Annotated in this window: 21 protein-coding genes; all 21 read left to right on the top strand. The window is 35.5% G+C overall.

The genetic code is table 11. From position 1 onward, the window contains the following. Positions 1-32: 32 nt before the first annotated feature. On the top strand, positions 33-155 hold the full coding sequence (locus GGR32_RS12070; protein ID WP_281372592.1) for a hypothetical protein: 123 nt from the start codon (positions 33-35) through the stop codon (positions 153-155). A 48-nt stretch (positions 156-203) separates the two neighbouring features. Then, on the top strand, positions 204-1,928 hold the full coding sequence (locus GGR32_RS00670; RefSeq protein ID WP_183475518.1) for a tape measure protein: 1,725 nt from the start codon (positions 204-206) through the stop codon (positions 1,926-1,928). After that, positions 1,928-2,494, top strand: a complete 567-nt coding sequence (locus GGR32_RS00665; protein ID WP_183475517.1) for a DUF6046 domain-containing protein — start codon at positions 1,928-1,930, stop codon at positions 2,492-2,494. Before GGR32_RS00670 ends, GGR32_RS00665 begins: the two co-directional genes overlap by 1 nt. Then, positions 2,494-3,471, top strand: coding sequence for a late control protein (locus GGR32_RS00660; RefSeq protein WP_183475516.1), 978 nt, complete (start codon positions 2,494-2,496; stop codon positions 3,469-3,471). Before GGR32_RS00665 ends, GGR32_RS00660 begins: the two co-directional genes overlap by 1 nt. Then, positions 3,468-3,944: a hypothetical protein gene (locus GGR32_RS00655; RefSeq protein ID WP_183475515.1), complete on the top strand. Its 477-nt coding sequence runs from the start codon at positions 3,468-3,470 to the stop codon at positions 3,942-3,944. Before GGR32_RS00660 ends, GGR32_RS00655 begins: the two co-directional genes overlap by 4 nt. Before the next feature lie 5 nt (positions 3,945-3,949). After that, positions 3,950-4,150, top strand: a complete 201-nt coding sequence (locus tag GGR32_RS00650) for a hypothetical protein (protein WP_183475514.1) — start codon at positions 3,950-3,952, stop codon at positions 4,148-4,150. 1 nt (position 4,151) lies between these two features. Continuing rightward, positions 4,152-4,478, top strand: coding sequence for a hypothetical protein (locus GGR32_RS00645; protein ID WP_183475513.1), 327 nt, complete (start codon positions 4,152-4,154; stop codon positions 4,476-4,478). Next, positions 4,475-4,774, top strand: a complete 300-nt coding sequence (locus GGR32_RS00640; protein WP_183475512.1) for a hypothetical protein — start codon at positions 4,475-4,477, stop codon at positions 4,772-4,774. Before GGR32_RS00645 ends, GGR32_RS00640 begins: the two co-directional genes overlap by 4 nt. Beyond that, positions 4,743-6,005, top strand: a complete 1,263-nt coding sequence (locus GGR32_RS00635; RefSeq protein ID WP_183475511.1) for a hypothetical protein — start codon at positions 4,743-4,745, stop codon at positions 6,003-6,005. Before GGR32_RS00640 ends, GGR32_RS00635 begins: the two co-directional genes overlap by 32 nt. Before the next feature lie 10 nt (positions 6,006-6,015). Further along, the gene (locus GGR32_RS00630) at positions 6,016-6,441 is read left to right on the top strand and encodes a hypothetical protein (protein WP_183475510.1); all 426 of its coding nucleotides are present in this window, start codon (positions 6,016-6,018) and stop codon (positions 6,439-6,441) included. Further along, the gene (locus tag GGR32_RS00625; RefSeq protein ID WP_183475509.1) at positions 6,438-6,887 is read left to right on the top strand and encodes a hypothetical protein; all 450 of its coding nucleotides are present in this window, start codon (positions 6,438-6,440) and stop codon (positions 6,885-6,887) included. The genes GGR32_RS00630 and GGR32_RS00625 overlap by 4 nt, the downstream gene beginning before the upstream one ends. After that, positions 6,884-7,732, top strand: a complete 849-nt coding sequence (locus GGR32_RS00620; protein ID WP_183475508.1) for a hypothetical protein — start codon at positions 6,884-6,886, stop codon at positions 7,730-7,732. The genes GGR32_RS00625 and GGR32_RS00620 overlap by 4 nt, the downstream gene beginning before the upstream one ends. Beyond that, the gene (locus tag GGR32_RS00615) at positions 7,732-8,247 is read left to right on the top strand and encodes a hypothetical protein (RefSeq protein WP_183475507.1); all 516 of its coding nucleotides are present in this window, start codon (positions 7,732-7,734) and stop codon (positions 8,245-8,247) included. The genes GGR32_RS00620 and GGR32_RS00615 overlap by 1 nt, the downstream gene beginning before the upstream one ends. A 10-nt stretch (positions 8,248-8,257) precedes the next feature. Beyond that, complete coding sequence (locus tag GGR32_RS00610; RefSeq protein ID WP_183475506.1) at positions 8,258-9,103, top strand: phage baseplate protein; 846 nt, start codon at positions 8,258-8,260, stop codon at positions 9,101-9,103. Further along, the gene (locus GGR32_RS00605) at positions 9,100-9,516 is read left to right on the top strand and encodes a D-Ala-D-Ala carboxypeptidase family metallohydrolase (protein WP_221403669.1); all 417 of its coding nucleotides are present in this window, start codon (positions 9,100-9,102) and stop codon (positions 9,514-9,516) included. The genes GGR32_RS00610 and GGR32_RS00605 overlap by 4 nt, the downstream gene beginning before the upstream one ends. After that, positions 9,510-10,067, top strand: coding sequence for a hypothetical protein (locus tag GGR32_RS00600; RefSeq protein WP_183475505.1), 558 nt, complete (start codon positions 9,510-9,512; stop codon positions 10,065-10,067). Before GGR32_RS00605 ends, GGR32_RS00600 begins: the two co-directional genes overlap by 7 nt. Positions 10,068-10,243: 176 nt before the next feature. Next, positions 10,244-11,080: a DNA adenine methylase gene (locus tag GGR32_RS00595; protein ID WP_183475504.1), complete on the top strand. Its 837-nt coding sequence runs from the start codon at positions 10,244-10,246 to the stop codon at positions 11,078-11,080. Next, on the top strand, positions 11,073-11,708 hold the full coding sequence (locus GGR32_RS00590; protein WP_183475503.1) for a thymidylate synthase: 636 nt from the start codon (positions 11,073-11,075) through the stop codon (positions 11,706-11,708). The genes GGR32_RS00595 and GGR32_RS00590 overlap by 8 nt, the downstream gene beginning before the upstream one ends. A 92-nt stretch (positions 11,709-11,800) precedes the next feature. Then, positions 11,801-12,826, top strand: a complete 1,026-nt coding sequence (locus GGR32_RS00585; protein ID WP_221403668.1) for a methionine ABC transporter ATP-binding protein — start codon at positions 11,801-11,803, stop codon at positions 12,824-12,826. Continuing rightward, positions 12,819-13,475 (top strand): methionine ABC transporter permease MetI, encoded by a 657-nt coding sequence (gene metI, locus GGR32_RS00580; RefSeq protein WP_183475502.1) that lies wholly within the window; start codon positions 12,819-12,821, stop codon positions 13,473-13,475. Before GGR32_RS00585 ends, metI begins: the two co-directional genes overlap by 8 nt. Positions 13,476-13,477: 2 nt before the next feature. Then, positions 13,478-14,287, top strand: a complete 810-nt coding sequence (metQ, locus tag GGR32_RS00575; protein ID WP_183475501.1) for a methionine ABC transporter substrate-binding lipoprotein MetQ — start codon at positions 13,478-13,480, stop codon at positions 14,285-14,287. Positions 14,288-14,297: the final 10 nt, after the last annotated feature.

The raw sequence follows: 14,297 nt of genomic DNA, 5'->3' as shown, positions 1-14,297 counted from the left end.
CTTCAGCCAATTTTATTGGTTATGTTGATACTATGCTCGAGTACTACTTGCACATTGACCCCTCAAAGCTTAATGATGAGCAATGGGGCGAGAAATTTGCCCAATTGCAAGATATACGTAAAAAAGAAGGTAAAGAAGTAAATTTCTATTATTAAAAATAAAACCTCGTGTCTACTTATACTTATACATTTCTAGCTAAAGATATGATGAGCTCCAAGCTAAATAAAATAGCTGGTCGGGGTAAATCTACCTTTACGCAGATTGAAGAAAAGCAAGATAAGTTTAGACGTGGAATGAGAAGAACCGATGCTCAAGCAAGTGCTATGAAAAGTACTTTTTCTGGGCTTAACGGTGTCTTGACTAAGTTAGGTATAGGTTTCGGGATTTTTGAAGCAGTACGAGGTGTAGGTTCTATTATCAAGCTTGGCTCAGATATGGAGCAAACCCGTATTTCTTTTGAAACTATGCTAGGGAGTGCCGAAAAAGCGACCAAAACAATACAAGGCCTTAATAAGTTTTCTAACGCCACCCCATTTAATAATAAAGAAGTTATTCAAGCCGGTAGAAACTTACTGGCATTTGGTGTAAGCAATGAAAAGTTAATACCAACACTAAGAAAAGTAGGTGATATTTCGGCAGGTCTTAAAATTCCTTTTAACGAGCTTTCAGAGATCTATGGTAAAATTAAAGTTCAAAACACGGTTTACAGCGAAGACCTAAACCAATTAGCTGGGCGTGGTATTCCAATTTTTACCGAACTCGCAAAAGTAATGGGTGTTGCTCCAGATCAAATTAAAAAGTTAGCTAGTGAAGGTAAAATTACCTTTCCGTTTATAGAACGAGCTTTTACTAATATGACTGGTAAAGGCGGGCAGTTTTTTAACTTAATGGAAAAGCAATCGAAAAGCTTTGGCGGTAAGTGGTCTACTTTTATGGGCAAACTTCAACTTGGAGCAACAAAGCTAGGCGAGAAGATATTGCCAAACTTAATGCCTTTGGTCGATTGGGGTATTGCTTTAATTGAAGTGCTACCACAAGTAGGGCAATGGTTTAATAGTCTCTATTCTATAGTTTCAGATAATGCTTTGGTTTTTGGTTTACTAGGCGTGGCGTTATTGGCCTTAAATGCCAACTTCATTATAAGTAAAATTAGCTTTTTAGCATTTAATATTCAATTCCGTGCTTATGTACTTTGGACAAAAGTTGCCACCACTTCGCAATGGTTATGGAATGCAGCTTTAACGGCTAATCCAATAGGTCTCGTAATTGCGGCTTTAGCGGCATTAGTTGCTGGTGTTGTTTATGCTTATCAAAAAATAGGATGGTTTAGAGGTGCAATTTTAGCTGCATGGGAGTATATGAAAGGTTTTGGTGTGGCCATAAAAGAGCTAGTGGTTGATCGTATAAAAGATATTTTAAAAGGCATAACAGGTTTAGGTAAAGCTTTAATGCAGTTTTTTAAAGGTGATTGGAAGGCAGCTTGGGAAACAGGAAAAAGTGCTACAGCAAATTTAATGGGTGCAAATTCTGGAGCAAAGTTTTTTAATAAAATGAAAGGTGTTGGTAAAAAAGCAGGGCAAGCTTATAGCCAAGGCGTAGCAGAAGTTGAAGCTAATAAAGAAAAAAAGTCTGGTGGCATTTTAGATATGCTAACTGGTAAAGGTAAAACCGTAAATGCTTCTACCGAACAATCTATTAAGGGAGCTTCTACAGATATGCCGAAAGGTTTAAGTAAAGGTATTGATACGATCACGGGGGGTGGTTCCAAGCAAACCAACATTAATGTAACCTTTGGAAAACTTGTAGAAACTTTCACAATACAATCCCAAAATGTAAGTCAAGGGATGAGCTTATCAGAAGATGAGTTAAAACGAATGCTTCTAAGAGTACTTAATAGTATTAATCAATTACAAACAACACCTGTATAATGGCTAATGAATTTAATATAAAGAATCTCATTTTACAAAGTCATGGTTATGTAAGTGAAGCTTATCCAGACTTACGAAATAGAACACCTATACCTGAATCTAATATAGGTAAAGCTGTTTTTGCTAAAGATTCTTTGGGCAGGCCTATGTTTATGGATTTCTCTATTGCTGGTAAGAAATTACCTAATGAGCCTTTGGTAACTATAAATACAAGAAAAATAATTCAAGAAACGGTTTTAGTTTCTAGCGAGAAGCGCGGCACGGTAAAAGAATTTATTTCTTCGGGTGACTACCAAATAAAGATTGAAGGTGTTTGTATTATTCCTGGGCAAAAGAATTACCCAGAAGAACAAGTAAAGGCGGTTATCGACTTATGTGAAAGAAATGAGGCTCTCGAGGTTGATAATGATATTACCGATTTATTTGGGATATACAAATTAGTAATTAAAGATTATGGTTTTGGGAATATGCAAGGAAAACCATACTCGCAAAGTTTTTACATCAACGCAGTGTCTGACGATGATTTTTATGCAACAGTAAGTAGTAACAAAATAACACGTTTATAATGTTTATTCTGGCAGCTAAAATAAAAATTAAAAATATCGTTTTTGACCGAGTTCATAAGGTTGAAATAACAAAATCTGTAGACTTGTTAAGCGACACGGCAGAAATACAATTGCCGATGAGTGCTTTATTTGGTAATACCGAAAGTGGTTACCAGAAAAGACAATTAGAAGAAGAAATAAAAGCTGGTGATCCAGTTATAATCACATTAGCTTATAAAGGTGTTTTAGAAAAGGTAGAGTTTGAAGGTTTTGTGCGTTGGATTAAGCCTAATATGCCAACCATCACTATAGTTTGTGAAGATGCCATTTATAAGATTAGGCAAAAAAGCATCACTAGAAATTTCGGAAAAACCACCTTAAAGCAAGTTCTCGAGTATGTAGTTGCCGGAACAGGTGTTCAGCTTGCTAGTAATATTCCTGAAGTTGGGTTTGACAAATTCATTCTCAAAGATGTTAACGGTGCAAAAGCTTTAGAGAAAATTAAAGACGAATACGGGCTTTACACTTTTATTGACGATGCTGGAAAACTTTATGCGGGTTTACGCCAAGTAAAAAATATAGGAGAAACGGTGGTTTATGATTTATATCAAAATGTAGTTTCTCACGATCTAAAATTTAGACGTGCCGAAGATGTAAGAATAAATCTTAAGGTCGTAGGAGTCCAAAAGGATAATTCTAAAATAGAAGTTCTAGTAGGCGATTCAGATGGAGAACAAAGAACCATCTATCGGTATAATATTTCAGACCCTTCCGTACTCAAAAAAATTGGCGAAGCCGAACTAAGCAACATTAAATATACTGGTTATGAAGGAACGATTACCGGGTTTTATGCCCCTTTTGTAACTCGAGGTATGAATGTAGAAATACGCGACAAAAATTACACCAACCGAACGGGTAATTATTTTGTGCCAAAAGTAGTAATAACAATGAGTGTAAACGGTGGTAGACGTAAAGTGGAATTAGGTAACAAACTATGAGTTTAGATAGCGAATTAAAAGTAGCCCTACAAGCACAAAGAAAAAAACCGAAGCAAACATTTGCCGCTATTATAACAAAAGTAAATGATGATGATACAGTAGATGTGAAAGATATTACCGACTTCCCTTACACAAAAGTAAGGCTAAAAGCTTCGGTAAAAGAATTAGCTAACAAATTGGTTATTTACCCAAAAGTTGGTTCTAACGTGCTTGTAAGTATGATAGGTAATGATGAAAACACCTTAGTTATTAGCAATATAGATGAAGCTGAAAAAATAAAAGGCATTATTAATCAAACAGAATTTGAAGTAGATAATGAGGGGTATAAAATTAACCGGAAAGGTGAAAATTTAAAAAAAGTGTTAAATGATTTTATTGATGAAGTAAACAAAATTTTAGTAGTAAACGGCACAACTATCAACGTTGCTGCTGTAGAAGAAATTAAACTTCGTTTAAATAAGATTTTAAAATAACTGAAATGCCATTTACACAACAACAATTACAAGATGCAATCGAAGAGGCTTATGATGCCGAATCAAATAACCCAAACATTAATCCGGAACAAGCTCGTAAGCGAATAGCTCAAAAGTTAGCCTCCGCAATATCAAGTTTTGTAATCGGCCGTCAGACTACTGGTGTAAGTTCAGACGGGGCAAGTGTAACCACAACAATACAATAATATGGTACAAGAATTCTTAACAAAATACCTTGGCGAATTAGCCACAGCAGTAATAGCTGGTGTTTGTACATGGTTTTTTCAGCGCAAACAAAAACACGCTGAACTTGAGCGTATGAAAGCCGAGCTTCAAAGCGTAAAAGCTGATGGAAGCCAAAAAATTGTTGACTTGTATCAAGAAACCCTAAACGACTTGAAAACACGCTATGACGAAAAATTTGAGGAGTTGCACCGTGAAATAGACTTATTACGGCGAAATGTAGAGTTGTGGAAAAATAAGTATCGCGACTTGAAAAAAGCATTTGATAATTACAAGCAAAAACACCCATGAGCACCGTAACCGTCATAAAACACCAGTCGCTTTTCGACCTTTCCATACAAGTGTATGGAACGCAAGAAGGTGTTTTGGTTCTGGCACTGGCCAACGGCTTATCGGTTACCGATGAACTTGAACCGGGAAGCGTATTGAAAGTACCAGAATTTGCAGAAGCAAATACAGAAATAGTAAGCTATTATAGAGCAAATAATATAAAACCAGCAACCGCATTAAGCGATGCGGACAAAAAAATAATAGAGAATAACAACGGCAATAATAATGCCTGCAATCTCTGCCAATATTTTGCATAATATGAAACAAAGCATAGACATATTACAAGGCTATTTTACTTGCGATGATGAAGCAATCCGAAATAAGTATTACAACTTACTGGATAGCTTTTGGCATTACTCGCAAGGTGATGTACTCAAAAAAATAACCGAAACCGATGAGGCTATTCGTTTAGATTTTACAAGCGGAAAAAATGTATCGATACCCAAACCGCAAGAATTACAAAGCGTAGAAATAAGCTTTGTTAACGGCTTGCAAGAGGCTCTTAACAGTAAGGTTGCAAAAACACCAGGAAAGGATTTAAGTGCGAACGATTTCACGGATGAGCTGCTACAAAAACTCGAAGGTTTACAAAACTATGTACACCCGGAGCAACACCAAATAAACGAGGTAAATGGCTTGCAAGAGGCACTTAACGACCGTGTACTAAAAGAAGAAGGCCGCGACCTTAGTAGTAACGATTTCACGGATGAATATAAGCAGAAACTGGACAACCCTAATATTCCTAATTTAGAAAAAGTTACAACTTCTGGTAACGCCACAAAGCTCGGTACACCAGAAGCTCCACCATTATTAATACCAGAAGGAGAATTGACGACCACGCCTGTTAACGGAGCTATAGAACATGATGAAGATAATATATACATAGTTCATAACGGAGTTAGATATCCAATACTAAAAAGATATATACATAAAGAAACTAATTATAATGGTGCTTTAAATGTTTATGTAAGGACTACTAATGAAGCAGGGGATATTATTACAAGTCCAATGTCATATTCTTTTTATAAGGGGATGCCATTTAAGACAACTTCCTCTGTCTCGGCTAAATTTACATTTAGTACAGATAAAATATATAATGATTATGTTAATTCGAGAGAAATAAGTTTACAAGTAAAATCTGATGTAGCAGCTTTTGGTTGGAAGACATTAAGTACAATTGGATTTAATGATGATTTGGAAATCAGAGTACCTAAGCTAGAAATTTTAAGTTTTGATATAGAGATGCTTTATATTCCAGTAGGTAATAGTAGGCATATAAGGTTTAAAGCTTTTCCGCAAAGTTATAATACTCTATCTGACATTACAGTAGCAACAAAATATATTACCTCTCCTGGTTTTGCGACATCAAGAAACGATTTAGAGTTAGAATTTCGATTAGTATATACATGTGTTGTTACTGAAAAACCTCCAGGCACGCGACAGATAGCATTAATAGATAAGCGAACCATAAATATTAAAGAATTATAAAAGAAATAACATGAAAACAATTATTTCAAAAAAAATAAGCAACCATAAGGTTTTTACCGATGTAGAACGAACGCTGCATTTGGCGGGACTTAATGTAAATTCAGATGCTTCGTATATCGACTTCTTTTATAGGCTTCAATATCTGAAAAACGGAGTAGATGTATCTGGTAATTTTTCAAAAAAAGTACCCGATTGGCGCATAGATAACAGCTATCATGTTGCTGTGCGTGATGAAAACTTGCAGCCAGTATTAAACCCTGATTTTGTAGAAGAAACAGACTCAGAAGGTAATGTTATCAATGAGTATGAGCGTTACTTAACAATGCCTGCTTACGAATATTTCTACAGTTTAGTGTTGGAGCAAAATTTAAGTTTAACAGCGGCTTTCGAGAATTATATCGCTCTTGATGATGCTAATGGAAGGTTCGACTTATGATGATTTTTAAGACCATAGGAGGCATATTATTAATTGTCTTGGCGCTTTTTCTTTTTGTAGTGATAACGCCTTTGGCTTTGCTTTGGAAGATTGGTGTTAGCATCACCAATCCAAACCGAAAAGCCGTTGATGTGTTTGCTGGTATGGCTACTTACTTTGTTGAAATCGCCGCAAGCTTTGATCAGTTAGGTAACGCCGCCTTTAGCGGATTTCTCAATTGGCTTTGTATAGCACAAGAAAAAGAGAGCTACAAATTTGGAGACAAAGACGAAACCATAAGCGAAGTTCTAGGTTGGAATTACAGGCTTAATAGCTTGTCAAAATTCGGAAAAACACTTGTTAAATTCCTTGATTTTTTAGACAGGCAACATTGCCGAAAAGCCATGTATTCTGGCATTGAAAAGGCACAGCGTAAAATACAATTTCTTGAAAAAATAAGTCTATGACAGTGCAAGATATAAAACAACAAATACTCGCCGAAAAAGCAAACCAAGAAGCCTTGCAAGGTATAGATAGCACGAGTAATGTAGCTATCTATAACCTTTGGGCGTATGTAATTGCTTTCGTGGTATGGCTTCAATATCAATACTTCGAAACCTATACGCAGGAAACTGACCAAAAGATACGCGAGCAAAAACGCTATACATTGCTTTGGTTCCGTAATCAGGCGTTACTTTTTCGATACGGTCAAGGACTTAACGAAAATGGCGAATACGAAGCAGACGTATATACCGATGAACAAATTGCAGAGATGCAAATAGTTGCTCGAGCTGCGGTTATCGAATTGGAGTTAAACAACCGCAAACACCTATTTATTAAGGTGGCCAAAGAAAATAACGGAGACTTGGCACCATTGGAAAGCGATGAGCTCGAAGCCCTCGAGCAATATTTTGCCGAGATTAAACCAGCAGGTACGAAAATTATCATTTTCACCGCTCAACCTGATGATTTGCGGATGCAGCTTAGGTTTTATTACAATCCGTTAATTCTTGACGAAAACGGGGCAAGAATCGACGGAACAAACAACACGCCTGTACAAAATGTAATTAATGCCTATTTGAAGGAGCTGAAATTTAACGGGGAGTTTAATATGGCCGTGCTTGTTGATTTGCTCCAGAACGTAGAAGGTTGCGCCGATAGAGAGGTATACATTGATTCCGCAGAAGCTAATTATTTACAGCCTCCAAGCTGGCAAGCTATTGAAAGTAGCTACGTGGCGAATAGTGGTTATATGCGTATTGACGAGAATGATTTACAGATAGAATTTATTCCCAAAACAGTACAACTCTAATGGCAATAAGTAACAAAACATATCAACTTAATTTTAGCTACCTAATTTTACACGAGTTACCTACTTTACTTAGGCAACCCAAGTGGTATGCGTGGTTATTTGCCTTGCTCAAACCAAGCCAAAATTTACATATACGATTTTTAAATTATAGAAAAGAAACCAACTATAAGTTAGATCATACTCCGCAAGTTTTCTCGTTAGAAAATGTGCTTAACGATTATTTTGACCCTCAAGAACGACGTATCTATATTACCGATGGAATTTATTTAAGTCCGATATACTTCTATAACCCTGAAGAAAATGCGCCGGTTCACTTTTATAACCCCGAAGAAAACAAGCCGGTGCATTTCTACAATCCAGAAGAACTGGAGCAACTAGATGTGGATTTTGTGGTGGTTTTGCCGTTGGAATTTCAGAACATATACACGGAAGGAAGCTCACAAATTATACGTCTCAAGGCATACGTCGATTTTTACCGATTACCCGATAAGACTTACAATATAACCTTTAAATAAAACTTAACTCATGAATAGAATAGAAGTACAAGGCGGAGGCTTTCCTGGAACCTCGAAAACATGGCGATTTTTGCGAGATATGATTTATCAGCTTGGCAATGTTACCGCTAATATTGCAGGTGATGGCATCGTATCAGGAATGGCCGAATTTCTTAACAATGTAACGCCGGGACTCGCAGTAATTAATGGCGAAGTGTTGCCATGTGCTGGCGGTGTCAAAAAGCCGTATCTGAAAATTGTAGAAAACGTTGAGCAAACGCAATATTTAAAAGATGAAAACGGCGATGGTGAAGGTGATCTAATAGACACCTATTTTGAGCGTCGTTTGGAATTCACTGATTTTGAATCGGAAAGTATTGTTGCGTTTGACGATTTAAAACGTCTAAAGAATTTAGCAGAACTTAGTAAAAGAATACCACCACAAAAAGCGGTGTTTCCTTTTTATGGAAGTCCAACAGAAATGCCAGAAGGTTGGCAGCTTTGCGACGGGACAAACGGTACTCCTGATTTGAGTGGGCGTTTTATAGTTGGCTTGAGTTCCGATGCAGATTACAACCAAATTGGGAAAACAGGCGGATCGAAAAGACATAAGCTTACCGTAGCCGAAATGCCGCAGCACAATCACCCAGGCACAACCAACTCGACAGGTGCGCATACCCATAACTATTCACAATACACCACGGTTAACGGCGAAGGAATAGATGGTACCTGGGCGAAGTCTGAGTACAGAACAAAACAAACAAGCAGTGCAGGAAATCACTCACATACAGTAACAACTAACAACAAAGGTGGCGATCAACCGCATGAGAACCGACCGCCGTATTATACACTTGCTTATATAACTTATGTGGGATGATGATTGATATAAATCAACAGTTGACGAAAGATTTTACGCTACGTGAGTTTTTAGTTTCAAAATTTTATAACGAGCGTCAGCAAAAAAAAGTGATCGCCTCGGTAACGCCTGTTGTTTTAAAAAACATTCAAAAGTTAGCTGAAAATCTACAGATAATACGTGATGAAATAGGTGTTCCTTTAATCATCAACATCGCTTTTCGTCCTGAATGGTGGGAATATCTCCAAGGGAGATCAGGCAAAAGTAAGCACGTATTAGGAATGGCCGCAGATATTGTTTGCTCATTAAGCCCGTCAGAACTTAGGAAAGTGATTTTTAAATTGATTTCAGAAAAGAAAATACAAAACGGAGGCGTAGGAAGTTACGCCACTTTCACGCACTACGATATACGCAAAATAGCAGCAAGATGGTAAGATTTTATGTAATAATTACGATGATATTTTTGGTTGCATGTAAGTCTAAAAAAATAGATGCTACCAAAGAAAAAGAGGTAAATCAGTTAGAAGCTATACAGAAGCTAGATAGCTTAACGCTAGTTAATCTTACTATGCTTGAAAAGTTGAAAACACAAAGCTTGTTAGAAAGCACCAAGTTTCAACTGGAAACCATAACAGACACTAACGGAGTTGTACAACCGTTAGAATATAAGCACGTAAAAAACGGGAAAGTTGTAGAAGAAATAAGCCTAACAGGTGGCGCGCTTCTACGCAATAAAGATACAAAAAAGCAATCATTTAACCAAACAAAAAACACCAAAAAAGACGAAAAAAAACAACTAAAAAAAGAAGCTAAAACTACCGAAAACAAAGAAGTTAAGAGGAAAACTAAGCAAACTGATGTAGAGGTTACAGGCTTTCAACCAGGCTTTTATTTAACAGCAGGAATAAGCTTGGTAGCCATTGCTGTAATTCTCTTCTTTTTATGGAGGTTGGGAGTGTTTAAACGTAAAGAAAATAGCGTTTAAATACTGTTTAAATCCAATGGAGGTAAGGATAAAAAATGCCCTCCGCTTTAAAAAATCTCTGACCACTTTTTAAATACGAACCCGAAAGCCCTACGGAGGACACAAAGTCTTCTTAGGGTTTTCGGGTTTTTCGTTAAGTGGTCAGAGGCGCAAATATATAAATAATTAAAATTGCTATGAAAAAGAAAATTGTAAAAACGGCTCCGTTACCATTTCAGGGGCAAAAGAGAAATTTTGTAAACCAGTATGCTGAAGCTTTAAAAGCTTTTCCTTCAGATGCTATTTATGTAGATTTATTTGGAGGTAGTGGCTTGTTAAGTAGAGTGACAAAAAACGTTTATCCAGAAGCTAGAGTAATTTATAATGATTACGATAACTTTAGTAAACGGCTAAAAGCTATTCCAGAAACAAATGTATTATTAGCTGAATTACGCCAATTAGTAACGCATATTGAATCGAAAACTAAGATTAGTAATCAAGTTAAGACAGCGATTTTAAAAGTTGTAAAAACACATGAAAACGATTTTGGGTATGTAGATTATGTTACTTTATCTTCTTCTTTACTTTTTAGTGGGAAATATGTAGGTAGTTTTGAGGAGCTGGAGAAACAAACCATGTATCAGCGTGTACGGAAATCTGATATAACAGAAGCAAATGAATATTTAAACGGATTAGAGGTAGTTCATCAAGATTTTAAGGCTTTATATTCTTTTTATAAAGATTATCCTAACGTTATATTCGTGCTAGATCCTCCTTATCTAAGCACAGATACATCTAGCTACGGCAATAAATATTGGCGACTTCGAGATTATTTAGAAATTCTTAGCATGCTTGATGGTAAAAAGTACTTCTATTTTACCAGTGATAAATCGAGTATTGTAGAGCTTATGGATTGGTTTGAAACTACAACTTTAACAGAAAATCCGTTTAAATATGCAACAACAGCAACACGCCAAAATGGAGTTAATTATAACTCAAAGTATAACGATATAATGATTTATAAAAATGAATAAATACCATAAGACACTAGATAGCATCTTAAGGAACGGAAAGATCCAAAAAAACAAGAAAGGCAGTATTAAATACCTACTTAACCAACGGCTACACTTAAAGCCGTTAGATTTACTTAATATTCTTGAAGGACATCAAGTACCAAGAAACAAATTAAAAGGAGAATTAAAGCTATTTATGGGTGGAGAACGACAAACAGAAGCTTATCGTGATATAGGTGTAGAATGGTGGAACTATTGTGGTTCTATTTTAGTGAATTCTTACCCAACATACTTTGAGAAGTTACCCCCACTTATTGCGAAAATCAATAAGGAAAAACGACCAAGTAAGAATTACGTGCTGTTTTTAGGTTCGACGGATGCGGAAAGTAATCAGCAACCTTGCTTGTCTCTTATACAATTTCAAGTTGATATGGGTAAGTTAGTGCTTAGTGCATACCAAAGAAGTTCTGACGCTTCACTTGGCTTACCAGCGGACATATATCACTTGTATTTGATAAGCCGTAAAATTGATTTACCTTTAAAGTCAATAACGTTGACACTTGGTAACGTGCATATCTATGAAAACAATATAGAGGCTACACAGCAGCTTTTAGCGGGTGAGCGACCTAAGTTTTCGCTTAATGTTTAAAGTATAAATAAACCCCGTTTAAATAGTTTTTAACGGGGTTGTGTTTTGTTCAAAAAATGTACTTTTCGTTTTAGATTTATGTACTTTTTGTTTTGCCGATTATAAATATAACTAAAAATTTTCATCATAAAAAAAGTACACTAAAAGCCCTTGATAAAGTAAGCTTAGAGGTAGAAAAAGGTGATATTGTTGGTATTATAGGATTTTCTGGAGCGGGAAAAAGCACGCTGTTACGTTCTGTAAATCTGTTAGAAAAACCTGATAGCGGACAAGTTATCGTCAACGGAAAAGACTTCACAAAACTAAATAGTAAAGACCTCGCCAATGAACGCAAAAAAATAGGCATGATTTTTCAGCATTTCAACCTACTTTCCTCTCGAACAGTTTTTGAGAATATAGCTTTACCATTAGAATTAAATAATGTTAACAAATTTAAAATTACCGAAAGAGTAAATGAGTTACTAAAAATTGTAGCTCTAGAAGATAAAGCAAATCACTACCCTAAAAACCTTTCTGGTGGGCAAAAACAACGTGTTGCTATAGCAAGAGCCTTAGCAAACAATCCTTATTTACTACTTTGTGATGAAGCCACAAGCGCACTAGACCCAACTACAACACAAGCTATTTTACAGTTATTAAAGAATATTAACCAACAGCTAGGCATTACCATTTTACTTATTACACATGAAATGAATGTAATAAAAACAATTTGTAATCAAGTTGCCGTAATAGACCAAGGAAAACTAATTACAAAAGGCGGCTTAGATACCATTGTTACACATAAAAAACACCCTATTGTTAAACAATTTCTTATTTCGAAATCCATAAATATACCACAATCATTAAGCAATAAGATTCAGTTACAACCTTCTGTAGGGTTATTTCCTATAGTAGAAATAGAGCTTTTTGGTAACATTTTATTCCAAGAAATATTAACTGTTATACACCATAAATACAGTATTCGTTATAAACTAATTGTTGCAGATATTGAATATTTTGGAGATGCTAATTTCGGAAAAGTTTTATTACACCTACAAAATAGCCCTAAGGAAAATGAAAGCCTTTTCCAATATTTCAATAACAATAACATTATAAATACCATTAAAGGATATGCTTGATCAAACAACTATTTTACTCTTACTAAAAGGACTTTGGGAAACGGTTTTCATGACATTTACCGCTGGTTTTTTTGGCTTTTTATTAGGCTTACCTATTGGTGTTATTTTATTTATCACCAAAAAAGGACAATTTCTAGAAAACGCTTTATGCAATAAAATTCTATCTGTTATAGTAAATGTATTCCGTTCTATTCCTTTTATTATTTTAATTGTATGGCTTATTCCCTTTACTAGAATATTAATAGGAACCTCTATCGGTGTAAATGCAGCGTTGGTTTCGTTAAGTATTGGTGCTGCTCCTTTTATAGCCAGGTTGGTAGAAAACAGTTTACTAGAAGTTCCTAGCGGATTGATAGAAACCGCTAAAGCATTAGGTGCTAGCCCATGGCAAATTATCAAAAAAGTTTTACTTCCAGAGGCGCTAGCATCGCTAATTAATAATGCCAGCATCACACTTATCACATTGGTAGGTTATTCTGCAATGGGTGGAGCTGTAGGTGCAGGCGGCTTAGGTCAAATTGGATACCAATATGGGTACATAGGCTATGATACTTTTATTATGAATACCGTACTTGTTTTATTAGTTGCATTAGTATTTAGCATTCAGTTTTTAGGTAACAAACTTTCAAAAAAATTTAATCACAGATAAAAATGAAGAAAATAATTATTTTAAGTTTTTCGGTAATAGGATTAATAACGCTTTTTGCCTGCGGAAATTCAGAAAAAAGCAAGCCTAATTATATCAGAGTAGGTATTACCTCTGGTTTAGAACAAAAAATTGCTGAGGCTGCAAAAAAAGAAGCCAAAGAAAAGTATGGTTTAGAAGTAGAGTTAATTTCATTTAACAATTATACCATTCCAAACGAGGCCCTAAATAATGGTGATATCGATGTAAATGTTTTTCAGCATGTTCCCTATTTAAAAAAACAATCTGAACAGCGTGGATATAAATTAGCAATTGTAGGCAACACTTTTGTTTACCCTATGGTAGCTTACTCTAAAAAAATTAAACACATTTCTGAATTACAAAACGGTAGTACAATTGTTATTCCTAATGACCCTACCAACGGAGGACGTTCCTTATTGCTTTTACAAAAAAATGGGTTGCTACAACTAAGAGATAATACGGGGCTTTTACCCAAAGTAACAGATATTATAAAAAACCCTAAACAATTAAAAATCATAGAAATTGAAGCTCCGCAATTACCCGTTGTTTTAGATGATAAGCAAGTAAGCATTGCTATTATTAACAACAATTTTGCAGCACAAGCAAACTTAAATCCTAACGAATTTGGCTTATTAAGAGAAGATGAAACATCTGCTTACATAAATGTAATCGTAGCAAGGGAAGATAATAAAAATGAAGAAAAAGTAAAAAAATTTGTAAAAGCTTACCAGTCGGAAATTGTAGAAAAAACAGCAAAAAATGCGTTTAAAGGAATGGCTATAAAAGGCTGGTAACACTTATTGA

This window comes from Mesonia hippocampi (assembly GCF_014197445.1).
Taxonomy (GTDB): domain Bacteria; phylum Bacteroidota; class Bacteroidia; order Flavobacteriales; family Flavobacteriaceae; genus Mesonia; species Mesonia hippocampi.
Note: the sequence above shows the minus strand (reverse complement) of the source record. Positions and strands in the feature narration are given on the sequence as shown.